Consider the following 16,648-nt stretch of genomic DNA (forward strand, 5'->3'; position numbering starts at 1 on the left):
TTGAAATTCATTCGGCGACACTTATTGCTCTCGAAATTCATTCGGTGACATTCCAAAATGCTTCTTAAACAGCTTGCTAAAGTACTGCGGATTCTGGTATCCCAGTTCTGATGTAATCTCGTAAATTTTCTTATTGGTATGTTTGAGCAGGTATAGTGCCTTCTCAAGCCGGATTCGGATGAGATATTCACTTAACCCCTCTCCCGTCTCTGCCTTAAATACTTTGGACAAATATACGGGATGCAGGAAGACCCGGTCTGCAATCATCTTCACTGTCAGTTCGTAACCATACTCTGATGCGACCATATCCTTGACCTGCTTGACAATGTGCCCCTTGGACGGGGGCTTATCCTGCTGATCCTCTTCCAGCTTGTCAAGAATCCGAAATGTATAATTTCGAAGCTCTGCCGGGTACTGAATCAGTCTCTCCACGTGATGGGGCTCCATGCCATGCACATCCAGCTCGCTGATCCGGATATCCGTCCGGTGTGTGATATACAAACAGGCGTTTATAATCGCCAGATAAATTTCATACATATGCTCTCTGGAAACCGGATGTCGATCCATGACATCAAATACTTCGGACAGTCTCTCCCGGACTGATCCCCATTGCCCGAGCTCAAGCAGCTGCTGAAGGACCGGTGGCTTGTACAGCAAATTGAACACTTCTTTTGTAGTACCGGAAAGAGCCCTATGCTGATCATCGGGAGAATACAGAACCGCTGCTCCTTCATCCGTGCTTGCCAGATACATCGAATTTAGCATTTGGTGATAGACCGAGCTGGCGTCATTCGGAAACTGAAAGCCAGAGCTTATAATAACGGATATATCTCCGTGTAAATACTGTCTGACATTCTCCTGAAAAGTCCGTAAGAGCGAGTGAAGCTGTCTCCTGTCTCTATCTTTCATTTCTGTGCCGGCAGCATTGTCCGTCTGGATCAGTACCGCCAGGCAGTGATGGGGTGTTCTTCCTTGCCATACTTTATAATTAGCGCCGAGTATCTCTTCTGAAATATTACCGATAGCATATTCAATGAGCACCCGGGATTTGGAATCCAAATCCATAAATCCTTGATTCAGCTGAACTAATATCATGATGGATTCAAAATCTGTCTGCAGAGGAATTTCATAATCCTGAAGCTGCTGCTTGACTCGCGACATGGTATGTGGTGTGCCAAGCAGCAGTCCCTGCAGCATATTCTCTCGAAGCAGGACATAATCGGATTTGCGTTGATACATGAGCTGATGGTATTTATCTGTTTCCTTTTCTCTTTCTTTGATGGCTTCAATCGTTTGGTTCACACTTTTGATAAATTCTTCATCGTCTACGGGCTTGAGTATGTAATCTTGAGCCTGTAATTGAATTGCTTTTTTGGCATATTGAAAGTCACTATATCCTGTTAGAAGAATGGATCGGATTTCTGGCCATTTTTCACCAGCCTTCTCGATCAGCTCAAGACCATCCATTCCAGGCATTCGAATGTCGGTCACCAATATATCTACAGGATGGCTTTGAAGCAGCTGAAGCGCTGCTGCAGCCGAATCTGTTCTGTACACATGCCTTATGCCTAACTTCTCCCATGGAATGGTAGCCTCCAGACTTTCCGTTACATAGCTTTCATCATCAACCAACAAGATGTCCATGATTATGATCGTTCCTTTCATTTCTACTCGTATTCTCCCATTGAATGCTAGCCCTGAACCCATCCATCGTCGATGTATCGATAGACAAATAACTGCTATCTCCGTACCTTAACTGCATTCTTTGATTCACATTCCACAAGCCGCAGCCTGAGTTCTCATCCATGGCCTTCGTAAGGCAGCTCCTCAATTCCTGAAGTCTGCTCTCGGTAATACCGAGTCCGTCGTCTTCAACTACAATCCGCATCATCCCGTTTGGATCCTGGCAAGCCTCTATTCGTATGAATCCGGCATCCTGGGATTGTTCAATTCCGTGAATGACGGCATTCTCAACAAGCGGCTGAATAACTAGTGGTGGAATTGACTGGTCCAGCATCTCCTCTGGAATCTCGATCACATAATCAAGGCGGTTCATACGCATTTTCTGAATTTTTAAGTAAGCCACTACAAATTCCAGCTCCTCGCGGAGGGAAACCAGCTCCTTCTCCTGCCGAGTGGTATACCGGTAGTAACGGGATAAATTATGTGACATGGCCACAACCGCGTCCATCTTACCGAGCTTTGCCATACTCGTGATGAAGGAGAAGCAGTTATAAAAAAAATGGGGGTTAATCTGAGACTGCAGCTGCTTCAGCCTGGCTTCTTTTACTTGAATTTGCTCAAGATATACATTCTCAAACAGTTCCTGGATCTGCTCTACCATGGAATTGAAGCGTTCCGACAGGAAGCTGAATTCATTCCTTCCCTTGGGTACCACTCTAACAGAATAGTCCCCCATCTTAAGCCGCTGAAAACCGCGAATCAGACTTTTGACAGGGATTTGGACTTGTACATACAGTAAGTAAGCAGCCAAGAAGCTCATGAGCAGTAAAGTCCCTACTGCCCCATAGAATAGCTGATTGGACTTCTCAATCGGCGCAAGCACATCCGTTAGAGGGATATAATCCACTAAGTACCATCCTGTAGCTTGGGATAGAACCGTGTGCACGCTATATATATGACCGTCCAGCTCTACCGTCCGATAATCGACATTATTCATTTCGGGAAATTTTAGCTGTGTAAGAAGTTTGTTGCTTTGTGCAATATCCTGCGTGCGATTATAGATAACACCGGTACCTGGTTTGTAATAGAAAGGGTCTCTTCTTCCATTACTCTTAAACCTGTCCAGCATATCCTGTATATTCGTACTGTCAAATTCGATCTTAACGATGCTGTTTGCATCCTTCGCAGGATCCTGAACCGAATAAGGAGAAACCGTATACCAAGAAAATAGATACTGCTCACTGTTGAGGCGCTGCACCTTCTCTACCTGCCACCCCGGCTTGATCTCTTCTCTCAGCTCGTCCGAGTCATACCGCTTTGCATTGCCTTCTGTAATCATCCTCTCCATTGAGGGAGAATAAAAGGTAAGACTGCTCCGCCAATTGGATGAGCTCTCCTGAATACTCAGCTTGTTCTGTACCCGCTTGACCTGATTAATGAGGTCCAGATTCAAATAATCGCTGTCCAAGTAAATATCTTTGAAGCTCTCGATATCGGGATCATGAATCAGCAGATTCGTCCAGGAAGATAACTCGTCAATACTCGTATTAACCTGGCTTTGGAAAAAAGCAAGCTGATTACTGCTGGATTTGTTCAGCTCACTAACCACGGTATCGGTTGCCATTTTGTTGGAATAGCTGTACAAAAACACAACGGGAATGAGCATGATAATAATTAGCAGCACAATTTTCGTAAACAAAGAATATCTGATCATAGTAGAATATACACCTCGTAGAATGATGTCGATGTGACTATTGTAAGCGTTTTATATAAAAAATTAAATCAAAATTAACTTGACTCTGCTTTATCGTGATTTGTGTTAAAACGGCCACGAACAGACATATCCCGCTGGATCCCGCTGTACGATATATAGAAATATTTATTGGGAGGCGGATCGAGATGCGAATTGCTATATTTACGGACACATTTTTACCAGAGGTCAACGGGGTCGCGAATACACTTGGCAAATGGGTGGAATATTTACGTGCACGCTCGATCCCTGTTCTTGTGTTCGCTCCACAGCATGGAAGCCTCCTGAATACAGAAGGCGGACATGTCGAGCGATTCTTCAGTCTTCCTCTGATCTTCTATCCAGAATGCAAGCTGGCGCTTCCGGGCCGTATGAGAACAGAGCGGATCCTCCACAATTTTCAGCCTACGCTGATTCATGTCGCCACTCCTGCCGCTTTAGGTCTGCTCGGAGCAGGATATGCTGCTAAGCACGGTGTACCACTTGTGGCATCCTACCATACCCACTTTGATCAATATTTGAAGCATTACAAATTAGCATGGATGGAACAAGCATTGTGGAAATACATGCAGTGGTTCCATCGAAACTGTGAACGAATCTATGCGCCTTCGGAGTCAACGAAGCTCAAACTAGAGGAAAAAGGAATGAAGCAAGTAGAAATTTGGAGCAGAGGAATTGATGCACAGCAGTTTCGTCCAGTGGTGTCCGCTGAGGAAAGAGCAAGTCTTCTTCGTAACCGAGGATTGGATCCAGAGCTGACTTATATGCTGTACGTCGGCAGACTGGCTCCAGAGAAAAATATCGAACATCTGATCAACAGCTATGCTTCTCTGCCCTCCCGCATCCTGGATAAGTCCCGGCTCCTAATTGCAGGAGATGGTCCCCTATATGGTCTCTCTCCCTCAATATCCCACAGCCTTACAGAGGAGCATATCAAGTGGCTGGGATATTTACGAGGAAATGAGCTTCGGGACATCTATGCTCTATCTGATTTGTTCGTATTTCCTTCGTCTACGGAAACGTTCGGCAATGTCATTCTTGAAGCGATGGCCAGCGGTCTCCCGGTTATCGCAGCCAGTGCAGGCGGCGTACTTGACATCATTGAGCATGAAAAGACGGGCATATTGTGCCCGCCCGAAGATCATTCTTCAATTGTGAACTCCATTATCCGCCTCTATGATCATCCTGAATTGAGTAAGAGCTTGGCTGAAGCAGGAAGAAAGTACAGCTTGGAGCGTTCCTGGGTTCCGATATTTGATCATCTGCTCAGCAGCTACGATGAGGTCATTGTTGAATTTAATTCAAAGGAGGATATGAGCAGACCTCCACAGAAAAAGGTTAAATGAGTCGAAAGATATACAAATTCTCCGGAATACCCGAATGTGATTGTCGAACCATTCCGCTGAATATGAACAGCGAATCGCCTCTATTCTGCACTATTCTCCATACTGTCATTATGGGTCATATCCTGTCAGTTAACCATCACAAATATTACGTAAACACTTGTTCTATTCGCTGGGTCGCCCATTCCAGTTCTTGATCCGTAATGATCAGTGGTGGAGCAAATCGTATGACCGTATCGTGGGTTTCCTTGCATAGCAGCCCTTGTTTCATTAACCGCTCACAATAAGGCCGCGCCGGCGTTCTTGTTTCGATTCCAATGAACAACCCTCTTCCCCTTACCTCTTTAATATCTTGGGAGGTTATTTGCATCAGTCTTTGAAGCATTCTGTTTCCAAGTACAAGAGAACGGTCTGCAAGCTTCTCTTCTTCTGTTACCTTAAGTGCTGCAATGGCAACCCGGCTGGCAAGCGGATTCCCTCCGAAGGTTGAACCATGCGACCCAGGTTCAAATAAGCCAAGAATCGGTTCATCCGCCGCCACTGCCGAGACAGGCAGCACACCTCCGCCAAGCGCCTTCCCCATAATGTAGATGTCCGGGACTACCTTCTCCCAGTCACAGGCGAATCTTCGTCCTGTTCTTCCGAATCCAGTCTGTATTTCATCTGCCAAGAGAAGGACATTGTGTTCGCTGCACAGCCTGCGAACCTCTGTCAAATATCCTTCTGGAGGAATATTGATTCCTGCTTCCCCTTGAATCGGTTCGACCAAGAATGCAGCCGTATTCTGGTTTATCGCAGACTCTAATGCAGCAATGTCACCATAAGGTATGAGGCGGAATCCCGGAGTAAACGGACCAAACCCCTTCTGGTAATAAGGATCCGAGGAAAAGGAAGTAATCGTTGTTGTTCTTCCGTGAAAATTCCCTTCACAGACGATAATTTCAGCCTGATCATAAGGAATTCCCTTTGCTTCATACCCCCAGCGTCTTGCCGCTTTAATGGCGGTTTCGACCGCTTCCGCTCCCGTATTCATCGGCAAGATCATCTGCTTGCCGGTGAGTCCGCTTAATAACTCCATCAGCTCTGCCAAGGGTGCATTATAGAATGCCCGAGATGTCAGAGTGACTTCATCGGCTTGCTGTTTCAGAGCATCTATAATGCGAGGATGACGGTGGCCCTGGTTCAGCGCCGAATATCCGCTCAGCATATCCATATAGCGATGCCCATCCGGATCTGTAACCCACACACCCTCTGCTTGTTGAATTACTATAGGCAAAGGATGGTAGTTGTTGGCTCCAAAACGTTCGGTCTTATTCATAATTTCTTTTGAAAAAAAATTCATTAGACGAACCCCTCGTTTCCATGTGTGTACTCATTTGTTTGTACGCTACATTCTATGCCGTTCAGTAGTGAAATTACGATTCGTTTATTAGAAAAAGTAGGAGAACACCCACATTGGCAGCAGCATACGATACAGCACAAGCATACTCGCTATAGCACGAGAGGGTGAAACATTGTGGACATTCATCTATTGCCGCTCCATTACGTATATTTGTCGTTCATTATCTTTATTATGATCCTATTGATACGCAGACGGGATACAAGTGTCATCTGCATTTTGGGTATTATTGCCTTAGGTTTCCTAGCCTCGGACAGCATCGTAACCTCCGTCTCCGGGATCTTCGGAAGCTTCATCTATGCAGCGAAAGAACTGATTAGCACAATATTCATTATTTCAATTGTTGTTGCCATGAGCCGTGTACTCATCCGGACTGGGATCAATGAAATTATGGTGGCCCCTTTAACAAAACTGCTGAGGACGCCAGCTCTCGCATTTTGGGGGATCGGGATTATTATGATGATCGTTTCCTTCTTCTTCTGGCCTTCTCCCGGAGTCGCTCTGATCGGTGCAGTCATGCTCCCCGTAGCTGGAAGAGTCGGCCTTCCAGCGGTGGGCACAGCCATGGCCATGAATTTATTTGGACACGGTATTGCCTTATCAGGTGATTATGTAATCCAAGGCGCACCCAAATTAACAGCAGACGCAGCGGGTATCCCGGTCTCTGAAGTAGTAACCGCGAGTATACCGCTGGTCATTACGACAGGGCTCGTCGCCACCCTCACTGCCTACATCTTGCTCCGCAGAGATATGCGCCGCGGTGTAATTGCGAAGAATTCAACGACCCCTCAAGAGGAATCCCCTTCTGACCTGTCCCCATCTAATGACATCCATATTCCGCTTCGAACCAAACGGATTATCGCTTATGCCATTCCATTGCTCTTTGTACTTGATCTGGCAGCCATGTACCTGCTGAATCTGCAAGGTGGGGATGCAACAGCCCTCATTGGTGGTACGGCCATTGTAATACTGATCCTGGTTACCATGATCGCCCACCGAAATAAAGGTCTGGAGGAGACAACGGATTATCTGATCAAAGGCTTTCAGTTCGGCTTTAAGGTGTTTGGTCCTGTCATTCCCATTGCTGCATTCTTTTATCTGGGAGACGCGGCTCTCACGGCGATATTCACTAACCCTCTGCCTGAAGGTTCGCATGGCATCGTGAATGACCTTGGCCTGGCACTCGCACATGTGGTCCCATTGAATGAAACTGTCGGGGCGATCAGCATGACTATCGTTGGAGCTATTACGGGGATGGATGGATCTGGATTCTCCGGAATATCACTTGTAGGTTCGATTGCTCAGATGTTCTCTGCGTCCATCGGTTCAACCCCTATGCTTACTGCACTTGGCCAAATTGCAGCCATATGGATTGGCGGAGGTACTCTGATTCCATGGGCACTTATTCCCGCTGCTGCGATCTGCAACGTCAGTCCCTTTGAGCTTGCAAGACGCAATTTGATTCCTGTCATTAGCGGACTCACGGTTACAACCATTGTTGCGATTCTGCTCATGTAGTAATTTAAGTGCAGTTATCCTTATATAACAAAAAAAAGAGTCATTGCTGTGCAATGAAGTACTTCCTGTCTAATTGACAGTGAGTACTTCAACTGCGCACGTAACGGCTCTTCTTTCTATTAATTGATTTAATCGCTGAGTCGCTGTCTTAATCTGACGGACTCGAGAAGCTTGTTCCATGCCTCATCGGATCCGCGCCAGTCCTTACCCTTTGAGATGGAATACCTGATGCATCCCGAAGCTTCAACCCATCTGGTCACAGGTGCATCCTCATCGGCAAGCGTATCAATAACGATCAGATCAAAGGAGTGCTTGACCTGTTTTTTTAAACTATAGTACAGCCGATCACAATCGTCATGTCCACCATTGACACGAACAAACAGTATCTTCTCCCCTGTCTCCCAAGCATGCAGCATTCGATCCATCCTACGGCATAACTTAGACTTGAATTCAGGATATGCCAGCGCCCAATCTGCAGCTCTCTCCGTAATCGGGAAATCATGATAGGATAAAATTCCATACCTTGTGTCTCGCACACAGTAGCAAGTCCTAAAAGCACTTATCCTCTCCAGATTATCTCTGTCCATAAGTCCTGCAAATCTGGCCTCTATTAATCTGATGAGCTGATCTATGTTCTTGGATACAAACCAGTCGAGTGGACCCGCTTCCGGACGAAGAGATATTCTTCTCAGCTGATATGCTGTCTGGCAGTTGGATCCAAGACTAAACACGGCATCATATACCTGGATTTCAGCGTTATTAGACGGTCCGTCTATGCTCAAGAGCCGCATTCCTCCTCATATGTCTCTAATATCATCAGTTAGAAAGACATATAGTAGCTTATGCATAAAGACTCTATCAGGTCTGGACAATCCGGTGATGCATTCACGTATCTGCAGGCTCCAGTATTACGGCTGAATGATATGTTTAACTCTGCCTACGTCTCCACTTTGTAGCCTGACCTTGATGCCATGTGGATGATTTGGTGAATTCGTTAAAATATCCTTCACAATCCCCCTGGTCAGCTTGCCTGTTCTCTGATCCTGTTTTAACACAATATCGACTTCAAGACCGGGCTTGATGTCGGCACGATGATTACCATTCATTCAAAAACACCTCCCCTTTCCTCTCCCTTAAGTAATCATTGACAGCTTTAAGGAAGTTCCATCTCTTCTCTTTGCTTGGCCTCTAGCAGCTCGGTGACCGTAACACATCTGAATCCCTGCTTCGCAAGCTCAGGCAAAATATGCTCTAATGCCTCAATCGTCTGACTCTTCCCGTGTACATTATCATGAAAGAGCACAATGTCTCCATTTTGAGCATTTCGCAGCACCTTGTTAATAATACGCTGTTTTCCCGGTCGGTTCCAATCTTCCGTATCCTGATGCCAAGACCATAGAACGATCGAGTAGCCTCTCTCCTGAGCGCTTCTTACCACAACATCATTATATACTCCTCCCGGAGGCCGAAAAAGCGTAGGTCTTACGCCGCCTGCATCCGCAATTGCTTGATCCGCGTCTGCAAGTTCCTTAAGATACGTATCCTTATCCTTAATTTGGTCTCCAAATGTGTGATAAAAAGTGTGATTTCCTACTTCATGTCCTTCGGCTATCTCTCTGGCAATCAGCTCTGGTCTTTCTTTCGCCCATTTTCCCAGCACAAAGAAAGTGGCCTTTGCTTCATGTTTCTTTAGAATATCAAGTATTTGAGCAGTTTCATTCCGATCCGGACCATCATCGAAGGTTAAGGCAATCAGTTTCTCCTTGATTGGGGCCTCCCAGACAATTTCTCCTCTTGCTTCATAATAAGCACGGTCTTTGACAACAGGAGCTAAGCTATGATCCATCATGGGATGAACCAGCTGCATGAAGGTCGCTGCTGCGATGGCTATTTTTAATCTGATAAGATTCATCCTATTCCTCTTCCTCGTTTTCGTAATCGAAGTTTTGTCTTAGTATCTCTTCTGCTCAAGAAATATATAACCAGGTATCAGCGCTAAAGGAGACATTGGGGATGAATCCATATTGAGTTTACTCTTCACGAAGCAGCTGTGCTTTGATTCGGCTGGACTTTCGAATCCGCAAGAGCAAAGGCTGCTGGTAACGGGATACTCGGTATCAGCATATGTATGCCGTATCCGGCAATCATCCTTCCCTTCTCTTCTCTTCTCTTCTCTTCTCTCAAAAGCCTATTGTTCTTATTATGGGGATTGGGCATTCACGTCATTTCTTTTTTAGAGTAAAATACAGTTCGTAATCACTCACAGATAAGGATGAAGCTAAAAATGGCGTTTGGCATATCACGGCAGGAGCTGGAGAATTGGAAGCATGAGGTGAAATCCGGGAAGCTGGCCTATTTAACTCACTATTGGATTGACCCGCGCTTTCCAGGAATCACTACGGTCACTAAGGTGGGCTGTGCAGATCTGGAACGATTACGGAGCTGGTGTATCGAAAACGGACTCAATCCAAAATACATTCATCATCGCAATCCTTTTCCACATTTCGATCTCTTAGGTCCAAAGCAGAAGGAAATTCTCCAAAAAGAACAGCTCGATGAGCATATCGAAAGATTCCGGCTATAGATACCGGTAATGGCAAAGAACTCTTGAGGCTTATGACGCCCCAAGAGTTCAGCCACATCATTATTTCAAGACATCCATCATCCTGATCTCAATTTTCTTGACAATATCCAGGAATTGATTCCGCTCCTCTTGTGTTAACAAGCCAAGCAGCTCCTCATTGAAATGTCTCCGGTTGGCACGCAGCGTATTCGCTGTTGATGCTCCCTCTTCCGTTAAAGACAACCACACAATCCTTCTGTCCTCAGCACTTCGTTCTCGCACAATGTATCCGTCAGTTTCCAATTGATTAAGCACGATGGTCGTCGCTCCCGATGAAAGCTGAAGTCTCTTGGCAATATCGACAGCCATCAACCGCTCACGAGACAGCATATAAATGATTTGTATTTTCGTAGCGTTAAGCTTGTGATTTAGGTCTTTTTGATGCTGGGCATACACTTTATTCTTATAACGTACAAACGTCGTCAGAAAATGATCAAATGCTTCCAATTCTTGTGCTTGGAGTTCTTGCTCAAGTGACATGATGACTACTCACTTCCTTTTCCCCTTTAGTTCTATGCTTATCATATCCTATCTGAGCAGAAATAGAAATTAATCCCCAATCAGTATAGAGTTGAATTTTCAGATACTTGAAGCACCTCATAACCTTACAGTTATAGTGGTATTCCGTATCTGAACTTACTCTCATCCCACCCCAACAGGGGGCTGCCGCATCGTGGTGGGTTTTCCCGTTCGGAAAATGATTTCGTACTACTACCGGTGTTCAGCAGTTTAAGCGAAACCTGGACCAAGCATAACGTTGTGCTTATCGGGGATGCTGCGCACACGATGACTCCAACCGGTGCATTCGGAGTCAATGCAGCACTTGAAGATGCCTATCAATTGTCTTTGCTGCTACAAGAGCTAGCTTCTTCGCAATACTCCACAAGAGAGAAATTAAAGGACTTGCAGGCGAGGCGTGTGAGTAAAGTCATTAGGCAGCTACAACAACAGCTCCAGATGGAAACTGAATTTCCAGGTAGAATTAAGTCGTTCATGTGAATCCATTTGTGAGTTATGAAATGCATCTTTACAATAAAAAAGAAAGCTTGCATGTCCTCAATCAGATTGAGTATCCATGCAAGCTGTACATCTGCTTATGATTTGCTGTCCACTATAATAAGCTCTTCCTCTGGAACAAAGCCAAAGGCTTCGTTAACAGACTGTTTAACCTGTTCAACCAAGTAGACGATATCCTTCGCCTTAGCCTTACCTTGGTTCACGATCATGTTTCCATGCCAAGCGGATATGGATGCACCACCGTACACGGTCCCTCTCATGTTCAATCGATCCACAACCTTGCCCATTGGCTCACCAAAATCATAGTTGTTCTTGAACACCGAACCGCAGGAAGGATAGTCAAAGTGGAATTTACTTCCCCGGTCCTTTACGACATTATCAAATGATACTGGCACTTCTCCGTTATTCTCCTCAGCCCAAGTCTTCGCAAGCGTTGTGTAATACTTGAAGAAATTCGGCAGCTGTGAAGGATTTTTATATTCAACGATCTTCTCAAGTCTGGATATCTCTTTCATACCTTTGGCCAGGGCCTCATAGTCAGGATGTTTTAAATAACCGCCGACGATGATCCAGTCATTTTTCATAAAGATCGAATTCTTATAGCTGTAATCACAGGTATCCACATGGATTGATTGAACCTTGAACTCTGGATCGTTCAGATCAATATATAATGCCGTGTCCAGAATATCGCAAATTTGCCGGTTATAATATTTGGCATTCATATAAATTCCCGCGCCCAGCGTACCAGGCAGCAAGAAACAGAAATCATAATCTGAAGTGCCTGACGATAGACCGATCAGGGCAAGGTGCGACATCGGTATGCCTGCAGAGACAAACCAGCCTTTATCGTCAATCTTCATTTCTCTCAGCTCTTTCAGGCTGATAAATAACATTTGATCCTTCGGTTCATCCGGGAATAAAATGTTTGAGCCCATTCCGAACAAGAAGGGAGTCAGCTTCTCTTGTCTTGCATATTCCAGAACGGTCTTTAACTCCTCAATGGTTTCAGGGGCGGCCAAGTACTTTGCCTTCCCACCAATCTCATAAGTTGAATAAGATGATAAATTCACATGGTGTTGAATTAATGATTCCTGTTTGTGTGTATTCACGTGTTTCCCTCCTACTTGCTGCACGAACAAATCCTTCATGATGCCTAATCATTATATACAATTATATAGTATGAAGTCATTATGTATACGCGCCTGCCCGAAGTCAAATTTAATTCAGATCACGACTTGATCTTCAGAAAATTTAGAGCTGCGATGTTTGATATTTTGATGTGAGGTTATATAAAAACTATGACAAGCGATCAATTTCATAATACCTTAAGCTGCTTTAATCAAGAGTATATATAGTTTCGAATCCGCCTTTTTAATAGGATATGAAATGGATCTCAAGCATGTCATAAAAAAATAAAATTTAGGAGTGATTACAATGGCAAACAATAACAACAACCGAAACAAAATGAGTCGCGAAGAAGCAGGTCGTATGGGTGGAGAAGCAACGGCAAAAAATCATGATAAGGAATTTTATCAGGAAATCGGTGAAAAAGGCGGAGAGGCTACTTCTAAAAACCATGACAAAGACTTTTATCAAGAAATCGGCAAAAAAGGTGGGGAATCACGTTAATTGGAGCGTTTAAGCATCGGATTTGTAAAACATTCGTTTAACTTATTCATATAGCGAAAGCCGGCTTCTGTACAAAAGTCGGCTTTCGCATTGTTTGGATTTTTTGACTAAGCACTCTCATAATGAACAACCTGACGATATGCGGCCAGAGATTGATCCAATATGATGTTGATAAAGACTGGTTCAATATCGTCAATCCACTTCATCCCGTTCTCCCATGCATTCTCCTCGATTCGGAGAGCAATCTGTCTGCCTCTCTCATCGTCAGCATCATCTAATTCATCGCTCAGTGAAGCCAAATAAACATCTGCCGCATGACCTAGTTCGTGAGCTAGAACAACCTTAAAATAATCATATACGCGTTCATTCGAACCAAACAACTGCTGGCATTGCTGTTTAATAACTTCGGTGTACATCGTAATGCAATGAGAATTCAAGGTATATTTTCCACCGATCAGGCGTCCACCGGGAAAGTAAGGCTCTATAGTAACGGCAGCGCTGCTGCCTGAACGAAACAATAGTTCAGAAACAATCTGATTTATAACTAATTTTTCCAAGTTAAGCATAACTCCTTTTACACATTTTCATTCAATGGGAAATATCATTTCATAACATTATAAGATTACATAATGAAAATATGCAATGAAAATCCCACTGCCTTTCACATCGATATCACAAATAAGCATTGCCTCTTTAGCGAATCCACAGCATGAATTCTGGCGCTGCCTTCATCTCAGTTATGAATATCCTCTCTTTCGTCCATACTATGAAAAATGCAAATCAGCTAAACATAAAACGGGGGAGGCTAGCTTCGTTTAAATGAATAGAAAACAAACTGCAATTCCATCAGAACAAGCAACACATTCACTGCCAGTTCCTGTTCACTTTAATCAAAATTGGCTTTCAGAACTCAACACACGCCTTAACAAAGGAGGACCCTGGGGAGATTATCGCCTGTTCGAGCTTGCTGTAAAAGCCGAAGAAGCATCTCTGGTTCCCAGTTTCGATGATATACAATGCTTAAAGCATCTGCATGATCTGACACCTCTTCCCCACCAAATCGATACAGCGCGCAGAGTGCTCTTTGAAATGTCAGGAAGAGCGATATTGGCGGACGAAGTAGGACTCGGAAAGACCATTGAAGCAGGTCTGATCTTAAAAGAATATATGATTCGGGGACTTGTCTCCAAAGTTCTTATTTTAGTTCCGGCATCACTCGTACTGCAATGGGTAAGGGAATTGAATTCCAAATTCGGAATACCAGCGGTTGCCCAAAAGAAAGCTTATTCGTGGCATAACGACGTTGTGGTTGCGTCTATTGACACGGCCAAGCGAGATCCTCATCAGGAAATCTTGCTAAGCAATGACTACGACATGATCATTATTGACGAAGCTCATAAGCTAAAAAACAAAAAAACGTCCAACTATCAGTTCATGCTGAAATTGCGTAAGAAATACTGCCTGCTCTTAACCGCAACACCGGTCCAAAATGACCTCAGCGAGCTGTTTAATCTAATTACACTGCTTAAGCCTGGGCAGCTTGGAAGACAAGGCGACTTTGCAGCTAACTTTGTAGTGGATAAGCGGCTTGCCAAGAACGAGGATCAATTGAAGGATGAGCTCGCCAAGGTTATGATTCGGAACCGGCGGGGTGAAGGCCCTGTTCAATTTACGAAGCGCAAGGTAACGAATATTAATCTGACACTTTCACCCGAGGAACAGGCTCTATATGACGGTGTAACGTCCTTCGTCAAAGACCAGTTCCATTCCGCCGGCGGAAATCTGAGCAGTATGTTCTCTATGGTCACCCTCCAAAGAGAGGTGTGCAGCAGCCGGGATGCCGTATTCGTTACCCTTGTCAATTTATCTAAGAAACTGCCGCTGGACTCTCCCTGGAGAGATCGCATATGGGATTTGGTTGCCAATATTAAAGCAATCAAGTCTAACACAAAAGCGGAAAAAACAATGGAGCTCATTAGAGAAATGAATGAGAAGGTCATTGTATTTACCGAGTACCGGGCTACACAGGAATATTTGCTCAATTATTTCCGCGAGCGCGATTTGACAGCCGTACCTTATCGAGGCGGAATGAATCGAGGCAAAAAAGACTGGATGATGGATCTATTCCGCGGACGGGTTCAGGTTATGATTGCGACAGAAGCTGGCGGAGAAGGCATTAATCTTCAATTCTGTCACAATATGATCAATTTTGATTTGCCATGGAACCCCATGCGTGTAGAGCAGCGAATCGGCCGCGTACACCGATTAGGACAGCAAAATGATGTCAAAATTTATAATCTTGCAACCAGAGGAACGATTGAGGAGCATATCCTAAATCTGCTTCATGAAAAAATCAACATGTTTGAAATGGTCATTGGCGGACTGGATGTCATTCTCGAACGTTATGAAAAGCAGGAATCTTTTGAGAAGAGTCTGACCAAGATCATGCTGGAATCCAGCAGTGATGAAGAGATTAATCGTAAAATGCAGTCCCTGTCGCAAAACTTAAACACGATCAAACAGGAAGTTAAGCATCTGGAGGAAGCGTCCCCCGTCAAGAAAGCCGTGGGAAAAGGGGGATTATTGAAGTGACCATGTCGAAAGAGGAAGTTCACTCCTACGTTATAACTTATCTGGAAGCGATGGAATGCCAAATCTTAGAAAAGTCTCCTGCTCATGTTACCGTGAAACTGTCCATTGAAGCAGATAAAGCGCTGACTAACCGTCCGTATTATTGGGGCTTTGTTGACAGAACCGGTGCCCCTGCAGAAACGATGTCCTTTACGTTTATATTTGATGCAGAAGCTCATCTTCAGGCAGAAGAATCAGCGAAGAAGAAGGCTGAAGCCGAGACTGCAAAAGCATCTGAGAATGCAGCTAATGAAGGTAAAGACAGCATCTTGGGTCGCTACTTTGGTCATACGCCTTCTCTTCCCCAGATTGGTCCAGGGAGAGTGCTGCGCGAGAATATCGTCTATGGAAGCTCGAGGCTAAAACAGATATTTTCTGCTTCGCGTGAAGGCGGTGCTTACGTTAACCTGTTTGAACAATCTTCCAAGCGCCAAATCAGTGCTTCCACTCCCAAATCCTATGAGCCCTGGCTTGGAGTGTGCTTCAAGATTGAATTTTCCTGTGACATGCGTAAGGAAGAGCTTCATTTTCTTGGTGTATCCCTGCTAACTGGAAGGATTGTCGAGAATTTTGGACAAGTGCTGAATAAGAAGGAGCTCAGTCCTCGCCTTCCTGAGAATATGCATGCGCAGGCCGCCAAAATCCCACTGACAACAGCAGGAGAAATGCTGGAACAACACATCTATGCAAGATTAAAACTTGTCGATTACAGCTGGGCAGATGCAGCGAAGCAAAGACTTGAGGAAGAACTGGCTGTCGTTGATATTTATTATGAGGATCTGCTGAAAGAGGAACAGGAAGAAGAAAAGAAACAGGCTGTACAGGATCAGTATAATACCAGGCGCAGTGAGATGATATGGCAATATGAACCCAAGATCAATGTAAATACGATCAGCTGCGGTATTTTTCATCTAAAGTAGGTGTCTTGTCGAGCCAATAGGTTATTTTCGTCAAAAATAGTGCTTGTCCGCCCAAATTCATAACACCATACAGCATCCTTTTCATTTCCTTATTATTACAATTGGGTTATGAACAACGGGTGCAGTATTTATTCA

At 44.6% G+C, this 16,648-nt stretch carries 16 protein-coding genes and 1 pseudogene; 7 read left to right on the forward strand and 10 right to left on the reverse strand.

Annotated features, from left to right (window positions below):
• Nucleotides 1–21: 21 nt before the first annotated feature.
• Nucleotides 22–1,665, reverse strand: coding sequence for a response regulator (locus ACFQ3J_RS10955; RefSeq protein WP_251584380.1), 1,644 nt, complete (start codon nt 1,663–1,665; stop codon nt 22–24).
• On the reverse strand, nt 1,625–3,397 hold the full coding sequence (locus tag ACFQ3J_RS10960) for a sensor histidine kinase (protein WP_251584379.1): 1,773 nt from the start codon (nt 3,395–3,397) through the stop codon (nt 1,625–1,627). The genes ACFQ3J_RS10955 and ACFQ3J_RS10960 overlap by 41 nt, the downstream gene beginning before the upstream one ends.
• 185 nt (nt 3,398–3,582) lie before the next feature.
• On the opposite strand from ACFQ3J_RS10960, the gene ACFQ3J_RS10965 reads away from it, so the two are divergent.
• Nucleotides 3,583–4,779, forward strand: a complete 1,197-nt coding sequence (locus ACFQ3J_RS10965; RefSeq protein ID WP_251584378.1) for a glycosyltransferase family 4 protein — start codon at nt 3,583–3,585, stop codon at nt 4,777–4,779.
• A gap of 145 nt (nt 4,780–4,924) precedes the next feature.
• Here the strand turns inward: ACFQ3J_RS10965 and ACFQ3J_RS10970 are convergent, their stop codons facing one another.
• A complete protein-coding gene (locus ACFQ3J_RS10970) occupies nt 4,925–6,118 on the reverse strand; it encodes an ornithine--oxo-acid transaminase (protein WP_251584377.1) in 1,194 nt (397 codons plus the stop codon).
• A 174-nt stretch (nt 6,119–6,292) separates the two neighbouring features.
• Here ACFQ3J_RS10970 and ACFQ3J_RS10975 point away from each other — a divergent pair, with 174 nt between their 5' ends.
• Complete coding sequence (locus ACFQ3J_RS10975) at nt 6,293–7,693, forward strand: hypothetical protein (RefSeq protein WP_091154896.1); 1,401 nt, start codon at nt 6,293–6,295, stop codon at nt 7,691–7,693.
• Nucleotides 7,694–7,821: 128 nt separating this feature from the next.
• Here the strand turns inward: ACFQ3J_RS10975 and ACFQ3J_RS10980 are convergent, their stop codons facing one another.
• From ACFQ3J_RS10980 to ACFQ3J_RS10995, 4 genes are all read right to left on the reverse strand, one after another.
• Nucleotides 7,822–8,475 (reverse strand): DUF1796 family putative cysteine peptidase, encoded by a 654-nt coding sequence (locus tag ACFQ3J_RS10980; protein ID WP_251584376.1) that lies wholly within the window; start codon nt 8,473–8,475, stop codon nt 7,822–7,824.
• 126 nt (nt 8,476–8,601) lie between these two features.
• On the reverse strand, nt 8,602–8,799 hold the full coding sequence (locus ACFQ3J_RS10985) for a YwbE family protein (protein WP_091154891.1): 198 nt from the start codon (nt 8,797–8,799) through the stop codon (nt 8,602–8,604).
• Nucleotides 8,800–8,846: 47 nt separating this feature from the next.
• Nucleotides 8,847–9,605 carry a polysaccharide deacetylase family protein gene (locus ACFQ3J_RS10990; RefSeq protein WP_251584375.1) on the reverse strand — a complete coding sequence of 253 codons (759 nt, stop codon included), beginning with the start codon at nt 9,603–9,605 and terminating at the stop codon, nt 8,847–8,849.
• A gap of 125 nt (nt 9,606–9,730) precedes the next feature.
• Nucleotides 9,731–9,877, reverse strand: a complete 147-nt coding sequence (locus tag ACFQ3J_RS10995; protein WP_251584374.1) for a hypothetical protein — start codon at nt 9,875–9,877, stop codon at nt 9,731–9,733.
• Between the two features lie 100 nt (nt 9,878–9,977).
• On the opposite strand from ACFQ3J_RS10995, the gene ACFQ3J_RS11000 reads away from it, so the two are divergent.
• Entirely contained in the window at nt 9,978–10,277 is a 300-nt protein-coding gene (locus ACFQ3J_RS11000; RefSeq protein ID WP_091154889.1) for a hypothetical protein, read from the forward strand.
• Between the two features lie 60 nt (nt 10,278–10,337).
• On the opposite strand, the gene ACFQ3J_RS11005 is transcribed toward ACFQ3J_RS11000, so the two are convergent.
• Nucleotides 10,338–10,796 carry a MarR family winged helix-turn-helix transcriptional regulator gene (locus ACFQ3J_RS11005; protein WP_091154887.1) on the reverse strand — a complete coding sequence of 153 codons (459 nt, stop codon included), beginning with the start codon at nt 10,794–10,796 and terminating at the stop codon, nt 10,338–10,340.
• Nucleotides 10,797–11,075: 279 nt separating this feature from the next.
• On the opposite strand from ACFQ3J_RS11005, the gene ACFQ3J_RS11010 reads away from it, so the two are divergent.
• Nucleotides 11,076–11,315 (forward strand): FAD-dependent monooxygenase, encoded by a 240-nt coding sequence (locus ACFQ3J_RS11010; protein ID WP_244533252.1) that lies wholly within the window; start codon nt 11,076–11,078, stop codon nt 11,313–11,315.
• A gap of 95 nt (nt 11,316–11,410) precedes the next feature.
• Here the strand turns inward: ACFQ3J_RS11010 and murB are convergent, their stop codons facing one another.
• Nucleotides 11,411–12,442 carry a UDP-N-acetylmuramate dehydrogenase gene (murB, locus tag ACFQ3J_RS11015; RefSeq protein ID WP_251584367.1) on the reverse strand — a complete coding sequence of 344 codons (1,032 nt, stop codon included), beginning with the start codon at nt 12,440–12,442 and terminating at the stop codon, nt 11,411–11,413.
• A 325-nt stretch (nt 12,443–12,767) separates the two neighbouring features.
• Here murB and ACFQ3J_RS11020 point away from each other — a divergent pair.
• Nucleotides 12,768–12,956 (forward strand): annotated as a pseudogene (locus ACFQ3J_RS11020) (KGG domain-containing protein); the annotation flags it as partial.
• Between the two features lie 113 nt (nt 12,957–13,069).
• Here the strand turns inward: ACFQ3J_RS11020 and ACFQ3J_RS11025 are convergent.
• Nucleotides 13,070–13,519, reverse strand: coding sequence for a hypothetical protein (locus ACFQ3J_RS11025; protein ID WP_251584366.1), 450 nt, complete (start codon nt 13,517–13,519; stop codon nt 13,070–13,072).
• A gap of 262 nt (nt 13,520–13,781) precedes the next feature.
• Between ACFQ3J_RS11025 and ACFQ3J_RS11030 the strand changes: the two genes are divergently transcribed.
• Together ACFQ3J_RS11030 and ACFQ3J_RS11035 are read left to right on the forward strand one after the other, a co-directional pair.
• Nucleotides 13,782–15,554 carry a DEAD/DEAH box helicase gene (locus ACFQ3J_RS11030; protein ID WP_251584365.1) on the forward strand — a complete coding sequence of 591 codons (1,773 nt, stop codon included), beginning with the start codon at nt 13,782–13,784 and terminating at the stop codon, nt 15,552–15,554.
• Nucleotides 15,551–16,513, forward strand: a complete 963-nt coding sequence (locus ACFQ3J_RS11035) for a YqhG family protein (protein WP_251584357.1) — start codon at nt 15,551–15,553, stop codon at nt 16,511–16,513. Before ACFQ3J_RS11030 ends, ACFQ3J_RS11035 begins: the two co-directional genes overlap by 4 nt.
• Nucleotides 16,514–16,648: the final 135 nt, after the last annotated feature.

The sequence above is a fragment of the Paenibacillus provencensis genome, from assembly GCF_042678545.1.
Classification (GTDB): domain Bacteria; phylum Bacillota; class Bacilli; order Paenibacillales; family Paenibacillaceae; genus Paenibacillus; species Paenibacillus provencensis.

Bases quoted from the DNA above. Each gene is read 5' to 3' on its own strand.
- ACFQ3J_RS10955 (WP_251584380.1), bottom strand. From the start codon at position 1,665: ATGAAAGGAACGATCATAATCATGGACATCTTGTTGGTTGATGATGAA.
- ACFQ3J_RS10960 (WP_251584379.1), bottom strand. From the start codon at position 3,397: ATGATCAGATATTCTTTGTTTACGAAAATTGTGCTGCTAATTATTATC.
- ACFQ3J_RS10965 (WP_251584378.1), top strand. From the start codon at position 3,583: ATGCGAATTGCTATATTTACGGACACATTTTTACCAGAGGTCAACGGG.
- ACFQ3J_RS10970 (WP_251584377.1), bottom strand. From the start codon at position 6,118: ATGAATTTTTTTTCAAAAGAAATTATGAATAAGACCGAACGTTTTGGA.
- ACFQ3J_RS10985 (WP_091154891.1), bottom strand. From the start codon at position 8,799: ATGAATGGTAATCATCGTGCCGACATCAAGCCCGGTCTTGAAGTCGAT.
- ACFQ3J_RS10990 (WP_251584375.1), bottom strand. From the start codon at position 9,605: ATGAATCTTATCAGATTAAAAATAGCCATCGCAGCAGCGACCTTCATG.
- ACFQ3J_RS11000 (WP_091154889.1), top strand. From the start codon at position 9,978: ATGGCGTTTGGCATATCACGGCAGGAGCTGGAGAATTGGAAGCATGAG.
- ACFQ3J_RS11005 (WP_091154887.1), bottom strand. From the start codon at position 10,796: ATGTCACTTGAGCAAGAACTCCAAGCACAAGAATTGGAAGCATTTGAT.
- ACFQ3J_RS11030 (WP_251584365.1), top strand. From the start codon at position 13,782: ATGAATAGAAAACAAACTGCAATTCCATCAGAACAAGCAACACATTCA.